We start from the raw sequence: 23,123 nt of genomic DNA, 5'->3' as shown, positions 1-23,123 counted from the left end.
GGAGACGCCCGTCTCGCTCTCAGTGCAGGCCTGGCAATCAGCCGGACCTGCCCTGTGAGCCCTCCCCAACGCTAGCCGTCCTGCCTACAGCATGTCCGGCTACAGGTCTTGGACAGCCATGCCAGCGCCTTCGGACTTCGTCGACTCCACCCTGCGCTGCTGAATGTCACGCTCGAACAAACGAAGATATTGAGAGGCAACAGCGTCAATTCGATATCGACTGGAAACGTCTTTCACCAGGCCGACGGCTTCCTTGTATTTCCGTTCATCTGTCGCGAACGCTGCGATTACGCGGCCCGCGCTCTCGATTGGGACGACCCAATCTTCCAACTCGATAATCTCCCCGGCAACGCCGCTCTCTATCGTCAACATGTTTTTGATGTCGCCGACGTCTGTGGCAATGTATGGCTTGCCGGCAAACAGGCAATCGACAATGGTCAGAGGGAAACTCTCGGACCTGAAGGTCGACAACATGATGCCCATGTCTGCGGCAGCATAATGGCCTACGGAGTTATCGCTAAAGCCAGCCAGGTAAACGAAGTCCGGCGCACCTGCTTGACAGTACTCATCGTACACCAGGCCATTACCGACCAATATAATACGGATGTCTCGACCGGAAAGTGATCGCGCAAGTTCTACCGCCTGGATAGCTTCGCCCCAGCCTTTATCGGGAATTGCCCGACTGACACAACACAATACAAAAGCATCCTCCGGTATACCCATCTGCACGCGCGAGATTGGAACGATTTCCGGCGGCTGCAACCCGTTAGGAACCTTGACGAAACGGGGAGAAGACTTGTCGTACAGCGAGATGTCCGAGAAAGGAACAAGATTCTTCTCAGCGGTATAGACCCATGTACTGACACCTTTATCAGCAATGCGCAACTGTTCATCAGTCACTCCATTGCCATGCTCAATCATCCCGTGCAGAGCAGCCACGTGGGCGCCAAGCTCGGAAAAAACATCCGGGACATCGACTGGGTACTTCTGAACGTACCACTGGTGGCTATTAAGCGCTTCAATTCCGAAATCATGAATGATCGCTTTCACTGATTCGATATTCGACGTCTCGATCACCGGCACGTCGTTTCTCAGCATCTTGCGAACACCGTCTTCGCGTTTTGGTATCCCGGCGCTAAACAAGGAAACGGAAATACCCTGGCGCTTGAACTCGTTTGCCAGTCGAATCGGAAGAATTTCGGCACCGCCCGGATAGAAGCCGATGGTGGAAACCATCACGTTCGGCAGTCGGTCAGCCCTTGCACGAACAATCGAATCATGGTCGTACCAGCGTAGAAACTCTTCTGCGGAGCCCCCGACATAGTGGTCATACAGCTTCTTGCTGGATTCCTCGCAAGCCTCGAGCACCGACATCGGAACATTGTAGAGGGACTGGACCGTTCTGTTCGCCACCCCGAGTTCGCGATAAAAGACCTCTTTGCGATAAGTGGTGTTGGCAGTACTTGCATAATGTCGACGGAAGTAGTTTGTACCCTCAGTGGAGTAAGCAATTTTTCCGCCGCGCAGGATGTGCAAATAGAAGACCCAATCACCGGCAACTTTCATTGATAGCCACGACTGATCATCCAACAGTGGCATATCAACGGGACGCTTGAAAAGCACGCCACTGGCATTAGGTATTGTATTTTTAATACCCAACGCCGAGCGCACTTCGTTATGCGCCGTGCTTACATAGGAACCCGCCCATTTATTCGCACACTCCAGATCACTTACATAATTAAGAAACTGGTCCGGCATAACAACTTCGTCCGTGGTTACGAACTCACATTTGGAGTACGCAAGCATGACGGCTTCATCATCAAAACAACTAACAAGCGCCTCCAGGAAACGCTCATCACAGTAGTCATCGCTTTCAGCGACCCATACCAGGTCACCTTTGGCCGCCTTGATCCCCTTAGCCCACTGATGAAAAACGCCACCCGAATTCGTCTCATTGAACAACAAGCGCGTTATATCAGGGTACTTTTCCGCATAACCAGTTAACACCGAACGGCTATCATCAGTCGAACAGTCATCCATCAGGATAACTTCTATATTCTTGTAAGTCTGCCCATAAATACTATCCAGCCGACGAGCAAGGTAGCTCTCATGATTGTAATTTGGAACAATTACCGAAACCTTTGGCATAACAATACTGGAATCAATATCCAGCAAAGCGCGGGTTGTTTCGTTCAGCCGACCAAAACCGGTGATACTGTCCGGCTCAAGGAAAAGCCCTTCCTGCCAATTGTTCCAGGCATTCACGAACAGTAGACGGCGATCCTCGGGGAGAGCCTTTCTCGCGCCTCTGATCGCCGCGTCAAGCCAACGTCCATAGTCACGAATATGAAAGCGCGAATACACCAGAGGAGAATATTGCTTAAGCGCAGTTTCATCACGTCCTAATGAAATAGCGTGGAAAACCGGAGTAGTACGAAGATGTGTTTTCTGCGCTCGCACGATCCCTTGCGAAGCAACAAGGTTATACGGAACGGTATCTATCCCATTCTTGTTTTGCGGTAGAAATACGCCAGTTTCGCCCGGCACAGGATCTGCAGAAAGATCAAGCGCGGCGTCACACAAACCATCGAGGTCCTGCGCCAACTCTTCCGAACCCGCGAAACCAAACTGAGCAATCAGGTACACGCCGTCACACAGTTCATTCAATCGCTCACGTAGCTTGCGAATTGAATCAACGATGTCTTCGTCGTACTCATTGAGCTTAACCACGATGACGGGTCGCTCATCAACCTGCACACATCGCTTATCAGCTAGAACTGCAACAACAGGCGTAATCAAGTTGTTCGCCAGGCCTTCCTGATGCAAATCTATTTGAACGCAGAAATTAAAGTCGATTTCTGTATGGGCAAGAAAAATGTCCAGAGGCTGTGGCGACGCTTGCACAACCGTATCTGCGCTCAGTTTGAAGCAAAAGCCAAAAAAGCCATGACTTTTGGCACTGAGTGCCTGCTGGGTGAGCACACGCCCATCCAACGAATCATACAACCCAAGCATCTTGTCAGGACGTGGTCGCTGCGAATTGCCCTTGGCAGCGAATCTGGCACTACGCAACGCTTCCCAGTCAGGCGATACATAGAACGCGAGCAACTTGATGTCGCTGTTAACTTCACCAAAACGGATGTCGTTTTCGTGATTAATGAGTGCATCCGGTACCGCTATTCTATGCTCCGCCGCACCAGTGACAATGTAATGCCAAAGCGGGTTGAGACCAATGTGTTGAATGTCTTTGTAAAGTGCGAGGTAGGCGCGCGTATCAAAGTCCATGGAAGGATTTTTACCTTCGCGCCAGCCCTGTTCACAGTAGTGCCTGAGCGGATCTACCGAGACCTCCGGTACATCGCTGTACATCGCAAGGTAGTACTTCTCGTCGAACAATCCTGACTTTTTGACGGCTTCGATCTGTGCCTCGAGCACAGCCTTGAGTACCGGTATCGGTGTATATTCACCATACGGCTTGAAAACCGCATTGCGCCCGACGGGACGACGCTTGACCGCCGTCATTTCGCAAATGCGAACTGGCAATCTGATTGGACGACCTTCGAGCTGTCCGCATTGAATGTAGTGAAGCAGCGGATGGACCTGAGCCTCGGCAACATCAGGGTTGGCCAACAGATAATTCGAAGGACTGAAAGCGGCGCAAGGATTGCGATTTTCTATCCAGCCCTTGAGCATGTAGTGCTTGAGTGGATCAGTGCCTTTTGCACGCACATCTGCATTATTGGCCAGGTAATAGTCCGGATCAAACAACCCGCTTTCTTGAATCTCACGAAGAGTGTTTTCGTTATAAAGCTCTCGACGACGCCTTAACGAGTCGACAACTTTACTCCATGTCAGCGTTCTGACGTTATGGACGGACTCTCGCACAAACCCTGAAACCATGCGCACAGACGACATTAAACGCCAGGAATGCGAAGAGAGTAATGCCTGGAGTTCCTGCTGCGTCTTGAGCAGATCAGCCTTCAGACTGACATTCTCTTTTTCGTAATCAACCAAAACGGCTTTGAGATCGACTAACTGCCTGTTGAGCACACCCACAGATTGCTCAAGACTGGCGATATGCCGGTCACGCTTAACCAAAGAACCCATGAGCTCTTTTAACTGCGATTCACGTTCGAACAGAGTCGGATTCAATGACGCAATTCGCTGATTCAAATCCTCGATCTGTTGAGTCAAGTCCTGGATTTGAAGGGCGCGCGCACCTATTTGTTGACGACTTTCCCGAATCAGCCTGGCCGCGTCAAACGCGAGATCCAACTGCTCTACCGTAAACGCTTCTGTACGTTCTGGTACCTGCCTGTCATATCCGAAGACATCAAAATCTTCGGCATACAACTCTTTAATAAAACTTGCACTTCGTTCCGTTATAAAAGCAGGAAGAAAGGGAATGACATTTTCACTTGGCGAAGGCTCTGCGAAAGGATCGGTGGCCTGCTCACCGAAGTGCTCCGATAATGCTTTATGGAGTTCAGAGGAATTTTCAATTTTGACCAACAAGGAATAATTGATCAAATCCGGACGCAATAGCGTGGCTTGAGGCGCCCAAAAATCTTTTTCAGGTGAAGATGCGCTATTGCTAGCGAGATACTCCAGAAACGCCTCAAAAGCCGAAGCAACATCCGCTACGCTTTTTACCGGCTGCTGTAACAACTCAAACTTTGGATACGATGCGACCTGCTCCGGATCTTGCAACAGTATTTTCGATTGCCATGCAGAGAAGATGCGCTTATAAGGGTTTCGTACGGCGGCAAATCGAAAATATGTATCAGAAAGAAGAGGTTCCAAAAGGTCGTCTATTTCCAGCCCGCTGACATGGGGCGCAACCTTGTGAAACTCGTGAACAACTTGATCAGAATTGCTTCCCGCAGCCTCACCGACGCCGCGCAAGGCCTGCGAATAACCTTCCAGTGACGCAAACCACCACTTCAGGGAAGTACTCGCAACCTTGGGGATACTAACGTATAAAACCTTGTACTTCTCGGAACGGAAACTGTTCCACTTGAGATAGTCGAAGACTTTTTGTTTGTCCACTGATGACAAATCACTAATATTTAGCATATGCGTCAAAAAATCCTATGGGCATGCTGACTCTCAGCAACGCACTTCCAAACAAGTAAATTATCTGCACTAATCCGAAAACCCTGTAAGACGGCCACAACCATAGGCCTACATAAAAGGGTAACACTGCAAATGACCACTCCCCGGCTCCAGCGACGACTCTACATCGACGACGTTAGCCCCCTTGGGCCGACCGAACCACAGCCGCGGTCACTGACTCAGAGCAAACAAGCGCGAAGCCAGTCACGACTGATTTATAACATTTTTTGATCATAACATTCAAAACAGCTCAGAAATACTAGATTTCTTACGTACGGCCTAGCCGCAACCCCCAACAAGAAAGGCTCAAGCCCCTGCCGCCAAGAGCGAAAAGCACCTCAATCTCAAGCACATCCGAGGTTGAGTGAATCGTTGGCGGGACACAGAGGGCGTACCGTTCCAAACCATCCTGGCTTAGGCCTCCGCCCTCCAAACCAGCCTGATTTGCTTACCTAAAGGGCTACCCCTCCCTCGATAAAAACCAAGATATTGCGGAGCAAAAAAAAAGCCACTCACAAGGAGTGACTCAATTTTCAAAATTCAACGCCGAAACCGCTAAAAGCACGAACTCAGGTATAACTCTTACACGTCTTCACCGCGTGATTCTTGGCAATATAGTAAGCTTCATGCAACTGCATGTGCCGCTCCACCCGTACAGTTGGGTCGCCAGGGGTTCTAAACAAAGACGTTGTTTTTGGCACGTAAATAAATTTATTACCATAACCATACCGCAACCAAAGGTTCCAGTCTTCAAGACTACTCATGTCGGTTTGAAATCCACCCCGTTCCAAGTAGAGATCCTTTTGAAAAAGGAGAGACTGGATCGCAATAAAGTTGTGATCTAGCAGAACATCATAGTCATATTCTTGCTTGAGGATCGGAGGAACATCATGACTCACCTCAAAATATTTCTCGTCCACGCCACTTGCAACAGTACCGACTTCCATGGCCAATGAGTAGGCCGCTACAGCATCAGGACTTTTCGCTAACGCACCAACAAGCACCTCGACATGATCCGCAAAAAGCAAATCATCATCATCGAGAAACATACAATATTTTCCGGCAGCCTTTTCCAGGCCATAATTACCGGTAACCGACCGACCGACCTTATCGAGGGAGTAGTAACTGACATTCATCCCCTCCGGAAATTCAAAGTCAGCCACCACAGCGCTCATCGTTGAACCACCATCCTCAACGACTATCAACTCGATATTCGGATAAGTCTGATTAAGCACCGACACCATGGACTGCTTGAGAAACTCTCCCCGATTCTTGTAAGTACGAGTCACGACACTAACAAGAGGATATTCGGCCAAGGGCTCACCCACCTCCCAGAACGCCCCATCCCTTATCATCTCATAATCAAATCCCCGGAAAGGGAAATAGCAGTTTTCAATCGGCCCCTTACCGCGCATAAAATGCCGGGCCTTCTTGAATATGACACCGAAGTTCCTGAACACATCGCGACGAGCACCAGCATAGGGTTCTGGTCGGAGCAAAAGCAGGCACTGCAAGATAAAACCACCCACTCTATCGCTTAAATTCCCATAGCGCAGCCTGATATAAGCATTGGCCAGCGTGCTGCCGGTATACTGAATCGGCTTTATATGATGTTCATGCTCATAGGTATAATGATAGATGACTGCAGACGGGACATACTTGAGTTGGTATCCAAAGGACCTGAAGCGATAGGACAGCTCGACGTCTTCGCCATACATGAAGATCTCGCGCTCGTATCCACCGACTTCAACGTAAGCCGACCTTCTTATGAGTACGCAAGCATGGGACGACCAGTTGGTTTCCAACGTTACCGGGTCGTAATATTTAGGATGCTCATAAGGTGCCTGCCTCAACTCCCAGGATGCCACCTCGGCCTTGGCGTCGGCCAGCGCAGCGTTTACCACTCTGGTTATAGCGTCTTTGGCAAAAACGATATCGACGTTACTGACAAGAAAATACTCAGCGTCTCCTTTTTGGATTGCCTTTTCATGCCCGGCACCAAAACCCACATTGTTGCCTTTCAGAATATCGAAACCAGCCACTTCCTGACCAAGCACTGCCTGCCAACGCTGCAATGCTTCGAGGGTGCTGTCCGAAGACCCGTTATCAACAAAGAACATCTTCAATTTGCTGAGAGGGTAACTCTGCGCCTTTAATGATTCAAAAAAACCATCAATCCACTTGCTGCTATTGAACGTCACTACCGACACATCAATAACTGGCTGCGCCTGAGCGACCGACGAGTTCTGCTGCGGTGAGAAACGCCGATCCAATATAGCCTGTATAGCCTTGGTATTATTCCGCGAATTAATCACCAACATTATATTTTCGCGCAAACGCTTGAAGAACAAATGTATACGAACACGAACCCACACAAGGAAAGGAAACTTTTGATAAAAGGGTCGAATGAACGCTTTGGACTTAGCCAAAAAAAAGCGCAGCCCTCGGAAAAAACGCATTACGACTTGCCAAATCTTTGAAATAACCATACCGAATAAATCACTCATCAAATCGAAACTCCTAACCAATGCAACTTAGCGACCTGCAAATATCACAACATCAGCAGTAGGCATACCCTAAGACACTCTACAAGAGAGACAACTATGCAAACCTGTGTTGACATGTGTTTCTGACGCTTTTTAATTACACTACTTGCTCCGACTCTCCAGCTTTATAGGCACATGCGATAAATAGAAGTGGAGCATAAGCCACAACCATTCCAACAAATCCAGAAATCCACCCACTGGCTACAGCGATCGATAGCGGCATCAGCCATACCAAATTAATAGCAATAGATGCCAGCACTACTGCTTTATGGCTACGGTGCTTCCGAGAGGCATACTGATAACCATGACTGCGGTGGGCTTCATATACTTTTTCACCTCGAAAAAGCCTACGGATCAGGGTCCACGTCGAATCAACAATGAAAACACCAAGCATGATCAACCAGCTCCAGAGCAACTCGGGCGACTTAGAAGCTGCCTGAATGGACATCCCTGCCAATACAACCCCCAAAAAACCGCTGCCTGCGTCGCCCATGAAAATTTTCGCCGGCGGATAGTTCCAACAGAGAAAACCCGCGACTGCTGCCACCAGAGCCAGAGGCCCCCACGCCAGTTCAAGGTTTGCGCCAAACCAATAGACCAGAATCATTCCAAGGCAGACACTGATCGCCTCAGCACTCGCCAAGCCGTCGATGCCATCCATGAAGTTGTAAAGATTCAGCATCCAAACCAAATACAGCGCAAACAAAATATTCCCAATCCATCCTAGATCAACGGTAGCGCCAAAGAGCGTGATGGAAGGAGCGCCTCCCAGCCAATATAACGCCCATATCGAGGCAGCAAAATGTCCCAATAAGCGCCACCTTGCAGCGATATGCCCGTGATCATCGGCAAAACCGATAATCGCGACCAATAAACCGCTCCCCAGCAAACCATAGAGCGTCGCCAGACTCATCAGATCAAGGCCGCGGAGGATCAGAAGCGCCAGCAGAAAGGAAACAACAATAGCGACACCTCCACCCCGAGGAGTGGGCACAGAGTGAGAGCTGCGCTCGTTTGGTATATCCATCAAGCTCTTAGCCAAAGCATAACGGCGTAAAATAAGCGTCAGCCCCCAGGAAATAATGAATACTGCAAGCAGCAGCCACAAAAAAGTCATTTCGTCTGCGCGTCCAGATAGTGGCCTGCGGTTTGGCGCATGGCTTCGTCCATGTTGATGGGTGGCGTCCACCCCAATAATTCACGATTTTTGCTGATGTCGACCTGCAATGACCCGCAGATCCGTTGAGCAACGGATTGCTTTCTCAATGCCGCAGCCGCCACTACCAGCAACCACTCTGGCAATGGCAAGAGCCGGGCCTTCGTCCCGAGTGCATTGCCCAAGCGACGTAGCATTTGGGTTGTGGACAAGTCCTGGCCATCACTGACCAGAAAGGTCTGGTTCGCTGCGGCAGGATGATCCATGCAGGTGATTATAAGGTCCACCAGGTTTCCGATCGCCACAAGGCTACGCTGATTGCTGATTGCTCCCAACGGTAACGGAATACCTTTGCTGAGCCAGCGCAACATACTCAGAAAATTGGCTTTAACCCCCGGCCCATAGACCAATGGCGGGCGAATAATCACCACTTCCATTCCGGTTTCACGAGCAAGTTGCCTCAGGGCTTGTTCAGCCTCGTGCTTGGACACGCCATAAGGATCCACCGGGGCCGGAACATCATCAGCCTTGAACGGCTTGCCGGGAAGGGTGCTTTCGCCATTGACCTTGATCGAACTGATGAAGATGAAGCGTTTGACTCCCGATTCAGCGGCGCGCTTTGCCAACCGAAGAGTGCCCTCCACATTGACCTTGCGAAACTCGGCCAAGGCGTCAGAAGCGATTTCGTTCATCACATGAACTCTGGCCGCCGCGTGGACGACCACACTTATATCATTCAGCTCAGACAAAGCTTTAGGATTGCTCAGATCAAAAGGCACAACTGGACATAAACCCTGTAACCGCGTGGGACTACGAGCTGCTGCGATCGGGGCGAACTGTTTGTCCACCAACATCCTGAAAACCAGCGCCTCACCCACGAAACCGCCTGCCCCCGTGACCAATACCTTTGGGGCTGTCATTGAGCTTTGTTTCCTATCAACGCGGTGACCCAACAGATAAAAAAGAAGAAAATCTTATCCCGCACCCGGCGCCTGCATTGCCAGGCACTGAAGGACAGTTTCATCAGTTCTGTTCGCCGCAGTTGCAGCAAAACGCTTTCGAAGGGCTTCGCCCCCTGCCCCACCAGATCTGCAATCAGGCGCACCTGACTGAACCACCAACCGTCATGAATGGTTTTGTAACGAGCGATCAAGGGACTCAGGCCTGTGTTGGCACCGACCTGATTACGCTCGTGCTGCCGGTAATCCATGCTGGGTACCGGATCGATATACCAGCGGTAACCATGACTGCGCGCAAAGGCGTAGCAATACCAGTCATGCAAAGTTACACCTTGCAGTTGCTGCCAGTTGGCGAGCATCGAACCTTTCAAGGCTTCTACCAGGCTTTTTCTAAAGACATAGGTGCAGCCAGGCCCCGCGGCCTCGAACAAAAAATCCCAGGCGACCTGAGGCTGCGCCTTATCCAGCAGCAGGGTTCTACCGTTTGGCCAGAACGCCGTCACGTTACTGGAGTAGGCATCTACTCCACGAGCCTGCAGTGCCTGGGTTGCTCTGTGCAGCTTGTCGGGATACCAGATGTCGTCCTGGTCGGCGAAGGCGACGAAGTCGTAGCCCTCGAAGTCAACGTCCCGGATCAACCGAAAGAAGTTGCGCGATGCGCCGCCGAAGCGATCGGCACCTGGGAGCACTACAACTGCTGGATGCTCAGCCGCATAAGCTTCACACCACGCCTCGGTGCCGTCAGTGGAGGGGTCGATGCTAATGTGCAGGGTAACGTCGACCGCTAACTGGCCGAGAATCGAGACCAGTTGCTCCTCGATCCACTGCATTCCGTTGTACGCAGCCAGCAAAACTGCAACCTTGGGATGTTTTACTGGCATGCTATTCCTGCTTGCACGGATTAAACGCTAGGTTTGAAAGTAAACCCTCTCGACTCAGAGGGAACCCAAATCCAGCAGTTTTTGCAGGTACTGACCATAACCAGTCTTTTTCAGCTTATCGGCCTGAGCGCTCAACTGCTCAGCGGTAATCCAACCGTTGTTGTAGGCGATTTCCTCCAGGCAGGCCACTTTCAAGCCTTGACGCTGCTCGATCGTGTGCACGAAGTGACTGGCTTCGAGCAACGAGTCGTGAGTCCCCGTATCCAGCCAGGCAAAACCGCGCCCCAGCATTTCGACATTGAGGGTGTTCTGCTCGAGGTAGGCGCGGTTAACGTCGGTGATTTCCAGCTCGCCCCGCTCTGATGGCTTGATTTTCTTGGCGATCTCGACAACCTGGTTGTCGTAGAAGTACAAGCCGGTGACCGCATAGCTGGATTTTGGCTTCAGTGGTTTTTCTTCGATGCTCAGGGCGCGACCGGAGGCGTCGAACTCAACCACACCGAAACGCTCGGGGTCAGACACGTGATAACCGAACACCGTAGCGCCATGCTGTTGAGAGCTGGCGGAGCGCAGGTTGTCCGAGAAGTGCTGACCGTAGAAGATGTTGTCGCCCAGAATCAGACAGCAAGGATCCTTGCCTATGAACTCTTCACCGATGATGAACGCTTGCGCCAGACCGTCCGGGCTAGGCTGCTCGGCGTAAGTCAGCTTGATGCCGTACAGGCTTCCGTCACCGAGCAGCTTACGGAAGCAGGGCAAGTCTTCCGGGGTAGAGATGATCAGAATTTCGCGCATGCCCGCGAGCATCAACACCGATAGCGGATAGAAGATCATCGGTTTGTCGTAGATCGGCAGCATCTGCTTGGACACGCCAAGGGTCAACGGGTGCAGGCGCGTACCTGAACCGCCAGCGAGGATGATGCCTTTACGATTGATCGTGGTCATTTATTCAGGATTTCCATAAGCATTCGGGCTACGCCACTTTGCCATTCCGGCAAGTGTAGAGAGAAATTGTCGTGCAGCTTCTGAGTGTTCAGACGCGAGTTCAGCGGGCGGCGAGCCGGTGTTGGATAGGCCGTAGTCTCGATCGGATTGACTTCGGTCACCACGAGTTGTTCACCGTGGCGACGGGCAAAATCAATCACATAACTAGCATAGCCATGCCAAGAAACTTCGCCACTGGCAGCCAAGTGGTAAATGCCAGCGAGCTCAGGGCTGCGCATGACTTTTTGAATGGCCAGCGCGGTGATGTCGGCAATTAGGTCGGCACCGGTTGGAGCACCGACCTGATCAGCGATGACGCTCAAGGTCTCGCGATCCTTGGCCAGTCGCAGCATGGTCTTGGCAAAGTTGTTGCCGCGAGCACCGTAGACCCAACTGGTGCGGAATATCAGGTGTTTGCAGCCAGATGCGACAATTGCCTGTTCGCCAGCCAGTTTGCTGGCGCCGTAGTGATTCACGGGAGCGACTGCATCTGTTTCCCGCCATGACGTCGAACCCTGGCCGCTGAAGACGTAGTCAGTCGAATAGTGAATCAGCCAGGCGCCCAGGGCCGCAGCTTCTTCAGCCATGACCTGAGTTGCCTGACTGTTCACGCGATCAGCCTGCTCGGTCTCGGACTCGGCTTTATCGACAGCGGTATAGGCCGCAGCATTGACGATGACATCGGGTTTGACCAGGCGGATCGTGGCGCGCAATGCGTCGAGATCCGACAGGTCACCGCACAAACCATCGACCGTATGACGATCCAGGGCAATCAACTCGCCAAGTGGTGCCAGGGAACGTTGCAGTTCCCAGCCCACCTGGCCGTTTTTTCCCAGCAAGAGGATTTTCATGCTTTGTTCGAACGATCCGCGTAGTTCTTGTCGATCCACTGCTGATAGCTGCCGCTCTTCACATGAGCTACCCACTCAGTGTTGTTCAGGTACCACTCGACAGTCTTGCGAATACCGGTTTCGAAAGTCTCTTCAGGCACCCAACCCAATTCGCGCTGAATTTTGCTCGCGTCGATCGCGTAGCGCTGATCGTGGCCCGGGCGATCCTGGACGTAGGTGATCAAACTGGCGTGCGGGCGATGAGCGGAGTCCGGACGCAGTTCATCGAGCAATGCGCACAGGGTGTGCACTACTTCGATGTTTTGCTTTTCGTTGTGGCCACCGATGTTGTACGTCTCACCGATAACGCCTTCGGTCACGACTTTGTACAGGGCACGGGCGTGGTCTTCGACATAGAGCCAATCGCGAACCTGATTACCTTTGCCATAGACCGGCAGCGGCTTGCCTTCCAGTGCATTGAGGATGATCAGTGGGATCAACTTTTCAGGGAAGTGGCACGGGCCGTAGTTGTTCGAACAGTTGGTGACCAGGGTCGGCAGGCCGTAGGTACGGCTCCAGGCGCGAACCAGGTGATCGGAACTGGCCTTGCTGGCCGAGTACGGCGAGCTTGGCTGGTACGGCGTAGTTTCGGTGAAGAGGTCTTCCGGACCTTCGAGGTCTCCGTAGACTTCGTCAGTCGAGATATGGTGGAAGCGGAATTTGGCTTTGCGCTCCTCATCCAGCACGTTCCAATACTGGCGCGCAGCCTCCAGCAGTGTATAGGTGCCGATGATGTTGGTCTGGATGAACTCGGAAGGACCGGAGATCGAGCGATCAACATGAGATTCAGCGGCAAGATGCATGATGGCATCGGGCTGATGATCACGAAGGACGCGGTCAACCTGCTCGCGATCGCAGATGTCGACGTGCTCGAACACATAGCGCGGGCTTTGGTCCACTTCAGCCAACGACTCAAGGTTGCCAGCGTAGGTCAGCTTATCCACATTGACTACGGAATCTGCAGTATTGGAGATGATGTGACGAATGACTGCAGAGCCAATAAATCCGGCACCGCCGGTTACTAGAATTTTCACGCGAAACCATACCCTTGAGTTGCTGACAGGGCTGCCTACCGAGCACTGCCTAATCCATAAATGCAGAAGCCACCTGGTTTAGCAAAGGCTTCTGAAAGAGTCAGCCTGAACCGAATGGAGAATGAGCAGCTATTCGGGCAGGCGTAACATTTTACAGTTTAATAAAGGTTTTACTAATGAATATAGACAAACCGTGGCACAAATTCGATGCCAACCCCGTCTTTGTCGCGGTCAGGCGCGGTACTTTCGCGACATTCTGGCTTTGCGAGCGAACCAGCCAAGGATCGGACCGATCACCATCCCTATTAGCAGCACCAGAACCATAACTACCGATATCGGCAATTGCGGCCCAGTCCACCCCAGGAACAGGAGCGAAACCGACTGTTGGTTTTCCAGCACGAATATCATTACTGCCAAAACCAGCAACACAACAAAGACGCCGAGGAGTATGCGTTTGAGGTTATGCATGAGCCGCTCCTTGAATAAAGACCGTCAAAGCCCCTCGCCCTCTTCCTCATCCTCATTCACACGGTCCCGGAGTTCTTTACCCGGCTTGAAATGAGGAACGAACTTGCCGTCGAGACTGACAGACTGACCGGTTTTTGGATTACGGCCTACGCGAGGCGCACGATAGTGCAGTGAGAAGCTGCCGAAACCACGAATTTCGATGCGATCACCGGTGGCCAGACATTGGGACATTTGTTCAAGCATGGTCTTGATGGCCAGCTCCACATCCTTTGATGAGAGCAGCCCTTGATGGGTGACAATTCGTTCGATCAACTCCGACTTCGTCATATTTTTCCCTTCTTTTTCAAGCAGCTAGATCAGCGCTTCAAAGGTTTTAGCACGCCCGGATGAATTTGAACAGCCCGACTCCCGACATATCTTTATCAACTATGAGACGCCCGATTTCAGACCTACGGAACACCGATTCCGCTTTGCGCACTCATCCACAGATAACCAGCATGGTGCGTGTCAGATAGCCCGCCGGATTGAAACCAAAAGGAAACTCATCCTCATCTTTGGCATCATCAGACCTTGCCACGACCTTGTAACCCGCCGCACCGCACTCCTTGGCCGCCCTCTTTTGACACTTCTCCCATCCGGACCCCAACCCCGAGCAATCGATCTCGATGCCACTGACCCCACGCACCGCGTGAGTCTTGGCGCCAGTGGTACACCCCGCCAATGTCAGTACAACTACTGCGACAATGAGCTTGTTCATCCACTTCCCTATGCCGGACACCCTGCCCGACTGCCGTTCACTACAGACTAAAGACTAGCTATAAATAAGCGATTGATCCGATTAAAGAAAGAGACATCGTGCGGGACCCGTTGGTTTCATGATCAAGCGACATAGCGCCTGCGCGAGCGCAGGCTCGCCAAATTCCAGGCACAAAAAAGGGCGACCGAAGTCGCCCTTTTTCATGGTCTGACAGAACTTAGTTCTGTTTTTCCATCTGTGCACGCAACAGGTCGCCCAGAGTGGTAGGACCAGCAGCAGGTTCCGAAGTCGCTGGCTTGTCGCGCAGGCTCTGGATTGCTTCTTTCTCGTCTTCAACGTCTTTCGACTTGATCGAGAGCTGGATTACGCGGCTCTTACGGTCAACGCTGATGATCTTGGCTTCTACTTCTTCGCCTTCTTTCAGAACGTTGCGCGCGTCTTCAACGCGGTCACGGCTGATTTCGGAGGCTTTCAGAGTTGCTTCGATATCGTCGGCCAGAGTGATGATGGCGCCTTTAGCGTCAACTTCTTTCACGATGCCTTTAACGATTGCGCCTTTGTCGTTCTCTTGAACGTACTCGGAGAACGGATCGCTTTCCAGTTGCTTGATACCCAGGGAGATACGCTCGCGCTCTGGGTCAACCGACAGGATAACGGTGTCCAGCTCGTCGCCCTTCTTGAAGCGGCGAACGGCTTCTTCGCCCACTTCGTTCCAGGAGATGTCGGACAGGTGAACCAGACCGTCGATGCCGCCGTCCAGACCAATGAAGATACCGAAATCGGTGATCGACTTGATGGTGCCGGAGATTTTATCGCCCTTGTTGAACTGGCCAGAGAAATCTTCCCATGGGTTAGATTTGCACTGCTTGATGCCGAGGGAGATACGACGACGCTCTTCGTCGATGTCCAGAACCATAACTTCCACTTCGTCGCCGACTTGTACGACTTTCGAAGGGTGGATGTTCTTGTTGGTCCAGTCCATTTCGGAAACGTGTACCAGGCCTTCAACGCCTTCTTCCAGCTCAGCGAAGCAGCCGTAGTCGGTCAGGTTGGTTACACGAGCGGTAACGCGAGTGCTTTCTGGGTAACGGGCTTTGATAGCAACCCATGGATCTTCGCCCAGTTGCTTGAGGCCCAGGGAAACACGATTGCGTTCGCGATCGTACTTCAGAACCTTGACATCGATCTCGTCGCCAACGTTGACGATTTCGGAAGGATGCTTGATACGCTTCCAAGCCATGTCGGTAATGTGCAGCAGGCCATCGACGCCACCCAGATCGACGAATGCGCCGTAATCGGTGAGGTTTTTGACGATACCTTTGACTTGCTGGCCTTCCTGCAGGGATTCCAGCAGAGCTTCACGCTCGGCGGAGTTCTCGGCTTCGAGGACACTGCGACGGGAAACGACAACGTTGTTGCGTTTCTGGTCGAGCTTGATGACCTTGAATTCCAGCTCTTTGCCTTCCAGGTGCGTGGTGTCGCGCACTGGACGGACGTCAACCAGAGAACCTGGCAGGAACGCACGGATGCCGTTAACGTCGACAGTGAAGCCGCCTTTAACCTTACCGTTGATAACGCCCTTGACCACTTCTTCGGCTGCGAAGGCTGCTTCCAGAACAATCCAGCATTCAGCGCGCTTGGCTTTTTCACGGGACAGCTTGGTTTCACCAAAGCCGTCTTCAACCGAGTCCAGAGCAACGTGAACTTCGTCACCGACGTTGATAGTCAGGTCGCCAGCGTCGTTGTAGAACTGCTCAAGCGGGATGAGTGCTTCAGACTTCAGGCCAGCGTGAACGGTTACCCAGCGAGCTTGGTAATCGATATCAACGATAACACCGGTGATGATGGAGCCTGCCTGAAGGTTCAGGGTTTTTAGGCTTTCTTCAAAGAGTTCCGCAAAGCTTTCGCTCATTTTAATTCCTGTTGAATAAGGGCGAAGGATACGCCCATCTCCACATCCCAGACGACGTGGGTTACGTTCATTAGAAGAAACGACTCAGGACTATGACTGGTCCCCTGGGTCGCTTCTGGTCACCCGGCGATATCGCGAATGGCGATCTCGCTCATGATGCGTTCCAGCACCTGATCGATGGATAATTCCGTGGAATCCAGCTGTATGGCGTCAGCCGCCGGTTTGAGCGGGGCTACCGCTCGCTGGGTGTCACGCTCATCGCGAACACGTATCTCATCTAGCAGACTCGACAGACTAACACCATCGACTTTGCCCTTCAACTGCAAGTATCGACGGCGCGCACGCTCCTCGGCACTGGCAGTGAGGAAAATCTTCAGCGGCGCATCCGGAAAAACTACGGTGCCCATGTCGCGACCATCGGCCACCAGCCCCGGAGCCTCCTGAAATGCCCGCTGGCGCTGCAGCAGCGCCTCGCGTACGGCGGGCAGCGCCGCGACCTGGGACGCGCCAGCGCCGACACTTTCAGTCCGAATCACATCACTGACTTCATCGCCTTCCAGGATGATTCGCTGCAACTGACCGTCCGTCGCAGCGATAAATTGCACATCCAGATGAGCGGCAAGCGCCTTCAACAACTCTTCATTGGTCAGATCAACACCGTGATTGTGCGCCGCGAATGCCAGCAAACGGTACAGCGCGCCTGAGTCCAGCAGATTCCAGCCCAGGCGCTTCGCCAATATCCCGGCGATGGTGCCCTTACCGGAACCACTCGGACCATCGATGGTGATAACTGGCGACTTATTGATCACGACTGAGCCTCTTCAGCAACCCGGATACCGACCTGCGCGCACAGCGCGAGGAAGTTGGGGAACGACGTCGCGACGTTGGCGCAATCATGGATGCGGATCGGTGCAGTGGCACGCAGCGACGCAACACTGAATGCCATGGCAATCCGGTGGTCGCCGTGGCCATGCACTTCGCCGCCGCCGATCAGGCCGCCATCGATAATGATGCCGTCCGGGGTTGGTTCACATTTGACGCCCAGCGCCAGCAAGCCATCGGCCATCACCTGGATACGGTCCGACTCCTTGACTCGCAACTCTTCGGCGCCACGCAGAATGGTCCGCCCTTCGGCACACGCAGCTGCGACGAACAGCACCGGGAATTCGTCGATGGCCAGCGGAACCAGCGCTTCCGGAATCTCGATACCTTTAAGTTTAGCTGCACGCACGCGCAAATCAGCAACCGGCTCGCCGCCCACTTCACGCTGGTTTTCCAGCGTGATATCGGCGCCCATCAAACGAAGAATATCGATCACGCCGGTACGGGTCGGGTTAATGCCTACGTGCTCGAGCACCAGCTCCGAACCTTCGGCAATCGACGCGGCCACCAGGAAGAACGCCGACGACGAGATATCACCCGGCACTTCAATGTGGGTCGCGGTCAACGTGTGGCCGGATTCGACCGACGCGGTTGCGCCGTTGACGCTGACCGGATAGCCGAAGCCACGCAGCATGCGCTCGGTGTGATCGCGAGTCGGTGCGGGCTCGGTGACAGTCGTCTTGCCTTCGGCATACAGGCCCGCCAGCAGCAGGCAGGATTTAACCTGGGCGCTGGCCATCGGCATGGTGTAGGTCAGACCTTTAAGCTTGTTGCCACCACGAATGGTCATCGGTGGACGACCTTCCGCCGCCGTTTCGATCACCGCACCCATTTCACGCAGTGGATTGGCCACGCGATTCATCGGACGCTTGGACAGCGACGCGTCGCCTGTCAGGGTGCTGTCGAAGTTCTGCGCAGCCAACAGGCCAGAGAGCAGACGCATCGACGTGCCAGAGTTGCCCAGATAGATCGGGCCCGGCGCAGGTTTCAGGCCATGCAGGCCGACACCGTGAATGGTCACGCGACCGTGGTGCGGACCTTCGATCACGACCCCCATGTCGCGAAAAGCTTGCAGCGTCGCCAGGGCATCTTCGCCCTCAAGGAAACCTTCCACTTCAGTGACGCCCTCGGCCAGGGAGCCGAGCATGATCGAGCGGTGGGAAATCGATTTATCGCCCGGTACACGAATCCGCCCAGTCAGGCGGCCACCAGGTTGTGCCAGGAAAATCAGGTCGTTGGAGTTCATAGCGTCCACATAGGCCCGGCGGGCCAGGATTTTACTGAAATGCTCGCGGGCAACCCGGGCGCGAGTGAATACGCCCAACAATTGGTGCCCGTCCCCTGCATCGACCGCGTCGCGCAAGGCGTCGAGGTCGCTGCGAAATGTATCGAGTGTGCGCAGGACAGCTTCGCGGTTGGCGAGGAAGATGTCGTGCCACATGACCGGGTCGCTCCCGGCGATTCTTGTGAAATCGCGGAAACCGCCCGCAGTGTAGCGGAAGATCTCTAGATTTTCATTGCGCTTGGCCAACGAATCGACCAAACCGAACGCCAGCAAGTGCGGCAAATGGCTGGTCGCCGCCAACACTTCGTCGTGACGCTCCACCTGCATGTGCTCGACATCGGCGCCCAATTCACGCCACAAGCGATCGACCACGGCCAGGGCGGCCGGATCGGTCTGATCCAACGGCGTCAGGATCACTTTATGGCGACGGAACAGCTCGGAATTGGAAGCCTCTACCCCGCTCTGCTCGGAACCGGCAATCGGGTGCCCAGGCACGAAACGCGACGGCATGCCGCCAAACGCCTCGGTGGCCGCACGCACCACATTGCCTTTGGCGCTGCCGACGTCAGTAAGAATGGCTTGCCCCAGGTCCATGCTGGCCAAGCGGCCGAGCATTTTTTCCATGGCGAGGATCGGTACGGCGAGCTGAATGACATCAGCCCCCTGGCAAGCAACGGCCAGATCCTCTTCGCAGCGATCTACCACGCCCAACTCTACGGCGAGCTTGCGCGATTGTGGATCGAGATCAACCCCGACCACCTCGCGGCACAGGCCACTTTCACGCAAGCCTTTGGCAAACGAACCACCGATCAACCCCAGACCGACCACCACAAGGCGGCCGATCCCAGGCTCAGCAGAAGGGACAGTCACATCAACCACGAGCCAGAACCTTGGTCAGTGCCTCAAGGAAGCGGCTGTTTTCAGCCGGCAAACCGATGGTGATGCGCAGGTGGCTCGGCAGGCCGTAGTTGGCCACCGGACGCACGATCACGCCTTCACGCAGCAAGCCCTGGAAAACCGGAGCCGCAACGCGCCCCACATCCACACAGATGAAGTTGCCCTTGGACGGAATCCAGGTCAGCCCCAATTCGCGCAAACCCGCTTCCAGTTGCTGCATCCCGGATTCGTTCAGGCGACGGCTTTCAGCCAGGTACTCGGCGTCTTGCAATGCCGCGCACGCGGCAGCCAGGGCCAGGCTGTTGACGTTGAACGGCTGACGCACACGGTTCAGCACATCCGCAACCACGGCAGTGGACAAGCCATAACCGACCCGCAACGCCGCGAGCCCGTAAGCCTTGGAGAAGGTACGCGAGACAAGCAGGTTCGGGTACGCCGCCAGGAAATCCAGACCATCCGGCAAGTCACCGCCTTCGGCGTACTCGATGTACGCTTCATCCAGCACCACCAGCACGTGCTCTGGCACGTCCTGCAGGAATTCGTCCAGCGCTTCGGCGCCAAACCAGGTCCCGGTCGGGTTGTTCGGGTTGGCAATGAAGACCACACGGGTGTCGGCATCAATCGCGGCCAGCATGGCCGGCAGGTCATGACCCCAGTCTTTGGCCGGGATCACTTTGGCCTGGGCGCCAACGGCCTGGGTCACGATCGGGTAGACCGCGAACGCGTGCTCGCTGAACACGGCGTTCAGACCTGGCGCCAGATAGGCACGCGCAACCAGCTCCAGAATGTCGTTGGAACCATTGCCCAACGTCACCTGATTCAGTTCGACACGGCACTGTTCAGCCAGCAAGGTTTTCAGTGCAAAACCGTTGCCGTCTGGATAACGGGTCAATTCGGCCAATGCTTCACGAATGGCCGCCAACGCCTTGGGGCTCGCGCCCAACGGGTTTTCGTTGCTCGCCAGTTTGACGATGCTGACCGGATCGATGTTCAGCTCGCGAGCCAGTTCATCCACGGGCTTGCCCGGAACGTAAGGCGAAAGTTGTTGCACGCCCGGCTGTGCCAGAGCGAGGAAGTTGCCACTCATTTGCTACCGCCCTTAGAGAACTGCTTTCGGGTAGGAGCCCAGCACTTTGAGTGCTACTGCTTCCTGACTGATCTTTTCCAACACACCTTTGACCAATGGGTCGCGGTGATGACCGACGAAATCGATGAAGAACACGTAGGTCCACTTACCGCTGCGCGAAGGACGTGTCTCGATGCGCGTCAGATCGATACCGTTGTCGTGGAACGGCACCAGCAACTCATGCAGCGCGCCGGGTTTGTTGCTCATCGAGACAATGATCGACGTCTTGTCGTCGCCGGTTGGCGGCACTTCCTGGCTGCCGATCATCAGGAATCGCGTGGAGTTGTCCGGGCGGTCCTCGATTTTCTCGGCCAGACGGGTCAGCCCGTACAAACCTGCCGCCATATCGCCGGCAATCGCCGCCGAGTTCCACTCACCCTTGACCCGCTTCGCCGCTTCGGCGTTGCTGGACACCGCCACGCGCTCGACATTCGGGTAATGGGCGTCCAGCCACTTGCGGCACTGGGCCAGGGACTGGGCGTGGGAATAGATGCGGCTGATGCTGTCGGTCTTGGTGTTTTCACCCACCAACAAGTGGTGGTGAATCCGCAACTCGACTTCGCCACAGATGACCATGTCGTGTTCGAGGAAGCTGTCCAGGGTGTGGTTGACCGCGCCTTCGGTGGAGTTTTCCACCGGGACCACGCCAAAGTTCACCGCACCGGCGGCCACTTCACGGAACACTTCATCGATCGCCGCCATCGGCTTGCTGATCACGGCGTGGCCGAAGTGTTTCATGGCCGCCGCCTGGGTGAAGGTGCCTTCAGGGCCGAGGTAAGCCACTTTCAGCGGCTGCTCGAGGGCCAGGCACGAAGACATGATTTCGCGGAACAACCGCGCCATTTCTTCGTTGCCCAGCGGCCCCTGGTTTCGCTCCATCACGCGCTTGAGCACCTGAGCTTCGCGCTCAGGACGATAGAACACCGGCACTTCGCCTTCGGCCAGCGAGGCCATCTTTACTCGCGCAACTTCCTGGGCGCAGCGTGCGCGCTCACTGATCAACTCCAGGACTTTTTCGTCCAGGGCATCAATGCGCAGGCGCAGTGCCTTGAGTTCTTGCTCAGACATTAGCCGTGTTCCTTCTCGAACTCTGCCATGTACGAAATCAGTGCGTTGACCGCAACGATGTCGACGGCGTTATAGATGGAGGCGCGCATGCCGCCCACGGAACGGTGACCCTTGAGATTCAACAGGCCACGCTCGTCGGCACCGGCCAGGAATGGCTTGTCCAGACGATCGTCCGCCAGGCGGAACGGCACGTTCATCCACGAGCGATCCGACTTGTTGATCGGGTTGCTGTAGAGGCCACTGGCGTCGATGAAGTCATACAGCGTGCGCTGTTTCACGTCATTGAGTTTGCCGATGGCTGCAACACCACCCTGCTCTTTCAGCCACTCGAATACCAGACCCGACAAGTACCAGGCCAGGGTTGGCGGTGTGTTGTACATCGAGCCGTTATCGGCCGCGACCTTGTAGTTGAGCATGGTCGGGCACAGCGAACGGGCCTTGCCCAACAAGTCTTCGCGAACAATGTTCACAACGATGCCGCTCGGGCCGATGTTTTTCTGGGCACCGGCGTAGATCATGCCGAAGCGCGAAACATCGATAGGACGCGACAGGATGTCCGAAGACATGTCGGCGACCAGCGGAACATCACCGGTTTCCGGAATCCACTGGAATTCCAGACCGCCAATGGTTTCATTCGGCGCGTAGTGAACGTAAGCCGCATCTTTCGACAGCTTCCATTCGTTCTGACCGGGAATGGCGAAATAATCGTAAGGCTTGGCAGTCGCGGCAACATTGACGTGACCGTAGCGCGAAGCTTCTTCGATGGCTTTCTGCGACCAGATACCGGTGTCGATATAGTCGGCGGTGCCGCTTTCCGGCAACAGGTTCAGAGGAATCTGAGCAAATTGCTGGCTGGCGCCACCTTGCAGAAACAGCACTTTATAGTTCGAAGGGATATTCAGCAGATCACGCAGATCCTGCTCGGCCTTGGTGGCGATGGACACGAACTCATCACTACGATGGCTCATTTCCATGACCGAGAGGCCCTTGCCGTGCCAATCAAGGAGTTCACCCTGGGCGCGCTGCAGGACAGCTTCGGGAAGTGCCGCAGGACCGGCACAGAAGTTATAGGCTCTCTTGCTCACATCCAATCTCGCTCTGATTTGGTGGTATCACGCAATAAATCAAACACTGTAGGAGCGAGCTTGCTCGCGATGTACTTG

17 protein-coding genes are annotated in these 23,123 nt (G+C 54.1%); all 17 read right to left on the bottom strand.

From position 1 onward, the window contains the following. Positions 1–99: 99 nt before the first annotated feature. On the bottom strand, positions 100–5,076 hold the full coding sequence (locus tag AC1MDT_RS01415) for a glycosyltransferase (protein ID WP_480420358.1): 4,977 nt from the start codon (positions 5,074–5,076) through the stop codon (positions 100–102). A gap of 608 nt (positions 5,077–5,684) precedes the next feature. Beyond that, entirely contained in the window at positions 5,685–7,622 is a 1,938-nt protein-coding gene (locus AC1MDT_RS01410) for a glycosyltransferase family 2 protein (protein ID WP_480420357.1), read from the bottom strand. Positions 7,623–7,758: 136 nt separating this feature from the next. Next, a complete protein-coding gene (locus AC1MDT_RS01405; RefSeq protein ID WP_480420356.1) occupies positions 7,759–8,778 on the bottom strand; it encodes an MraY family glycosyltransferase in 1,020 nt (339 codons plus the stop codon). Next, positions 8,775–9,737, bottom strand: a complete 963-nt coding sequence (locus AC1MDT_RS01400) for a UDP-glucose 4-epimerase family protein (protein WP_480420355.1) — start codon at positions 9,735–9,737, stop codon at positions 8,775–8,777. Before AC1MDT_RS01400 ends, AC1MDT_RS01405 begins: the two co-directional genes overlap by 4 nt. Next, complete coding sequence (locus AC1MDT_RS01395) at positions 9,734–10,657, bottom strand: glycosyltransferase family 2 protein (RefSeq protein ID WP_480420354.1); 924 nt, start codon at positions 10,655–10,657, stop codon at positions 9,734–9,736. The genes AC1MDT_RS01400 and AC1MDT_RS01395 overlap by 4 nt, the downstream gene beginning before the upstream one ends. 54 nt (positions 10,658–10,711) lie before the next feature. Further along, positions 10,712–11,602, bottom strand: a complete 891-nt coding sequence (gene rfbA, locus AC1MDT_RS01390) for a glucose-1-phosphate thymidylyltransferase RfbA (RefSeq protein WP_480420353.1) — start codon at positions 11,600–11,602, stop codon at positions 10,712–10,714. After that, positions 11,599–12,492 (bottom strand): dTDP-4-dehydrorhamnose reductase, encoded by an 894-nt coding sequence (gene rfbD, locus AC1MDT_RS01385; RefSeq protein ID WP_480420352.1) that lies wholly within the window; start codon positions 12,490–12,492, stop codon positions 11,599–11,601. Before rfbD ends, rfbA begins: the two co-directional genes overlap by 4 nt. Beyond that, positions 12,489–13,565 carry a dTDP-glucose 4,6-dehydratase gene (gene rfbB, locus AC1MDT_RS01380; RefSeq protein ID WP_480420351.1) on the bottom strand — a complete coding sequence of 359 codons (1,077 nt, stop codon included), beginning with the start codon at positions 13,563–13,565 and terminating at the stop codon, positions 12,489–12,491. The genes rfbD and rfbB overlap by 4 nt, the downstream gene beginning before the upstream one ends. Before the next feature lie 231 nt (positions 13,566–13,796). Then, a complete protein-coding gene (locus AC1MDT_RS01375) occupies positions 13,797–14,033 on the bottom strand; it encodes a lipopolysaccharide assembly protein LapA domain-containing protein (RefSeq protein ID WP_480420350.1) in 237 nt (78 codons plus the stop codon). 24 nt (positions 14,034–14,057) lie between these two features. After that, positions 14,058–14,360 (bottom strand): integration host factor subunit beta, encoded by a 303-nt coding sequence (ihfB, locus tag AC1MDT_RS01370; RefSeq protein WP_480420349.1) that lies wholly within the window; start codon positions 14,358–14,360, stop codon positions 14,058–14,060. Between the two features lie 151 nt (positions 14,361–14,511). Continuing rightward, positions 14,512–14,790, bottom strand: a complete 279-nt coding sequence (locus tag AC1MDT_RS01365) for a hypothetical protein (RefSeq protein ID WP_480420348.1) — start codon at positions 14,788–14,790, stop codon at positions 14,512–14,514. A gap of 217 nt (positions 14,791–15,007) precedes the next feature. Continuing rightward, the gene (rpsA, locus tag AC1MDT_RS01360) at positions 15,008–16,702 is read right to left on the bottom strand and encodes a 30S ribosomal protein S1 (protein ID WP_201118498.1); all 1,695 of its coding nucleotides are present in this window, start codon (positions 16,700–16,702) and stop codon (positions 15,008–15,010) included. Between the two features lie 119 nt (positions 16,703–16,821). After that, positions 16,822–17,511 carry a (d)CMP kinase gene (gene cmk, locus AC1MDT_RS01355; protein WP_414908525.1) on the bottom strand — a complete coding sequence of 230 codons (690 nt, stop codon included), beginning with the start codon at positions 17,509–17,511 and terminating at the stop codon, positions 16,822–16,824. Beyond that, complete coding sequence (locus AC1MDT_RS01350) at positions 17,508–19,748, bottom strand: bifunctional prephenate dehydrogenase/3-phosphoshikimate 1-carboxyvinyltransferase (protein ID WP_480420347.1); 2,241 nt, start codon at positions 19,746–19,748, stop codon at positions 17,508–17,510. The genes cmk and AC1MDT_RS01350 overlap by 4 nt, the downstream gene beginning before the upstream one ends. Beyond that, entirely contained in the window at positions 19,741–20,853 is a 1,113-nt protein-coding gene (gene hisC, locus AC1MDT_RS01345) for a histidinol-phosphate transaminase (protein WP_480420346.1), read from the bottom strand. Before hisC ends, AC1MDT_RS01350 begins: the two co-directional genes overlap by 8 nt. 12 nt (positions 20,854–20,865) lie before the next feature. Then, entirely contained in the window at positions 20,866–21,960 is a 1,095-nt protein-coding gene (pheA, locus tag AC1MDT_RS01340) for a prephenate dehydratase (protein ID WP_007899727.1), read from the bottom strand. After that, a complete protein-coding gene (gene serC / locus AC1MDT_RS01335) occupies positions 21,960–23,045 on the bottom strand; it encodes a 3-phosphoserine/phosphohydroxythreonine transaminase (RefSeq protein WP_480420345.1) in 1,086 nt (361 codons plus the stop codon). Before serC ends, pheA begins: the two co-directional genes overlap by 1 nt. Between the last annotated feature and the right edge of the window lie 78 nt (positions 23,046–23,123).

The organism is Pseudomonas sp. ASL7 (assembly GCF_056680375.1).
Note: the sequence above shows the minus strand (reverse complement) of the source record. Positions and strands in the feature narration are given on the sequence as shown.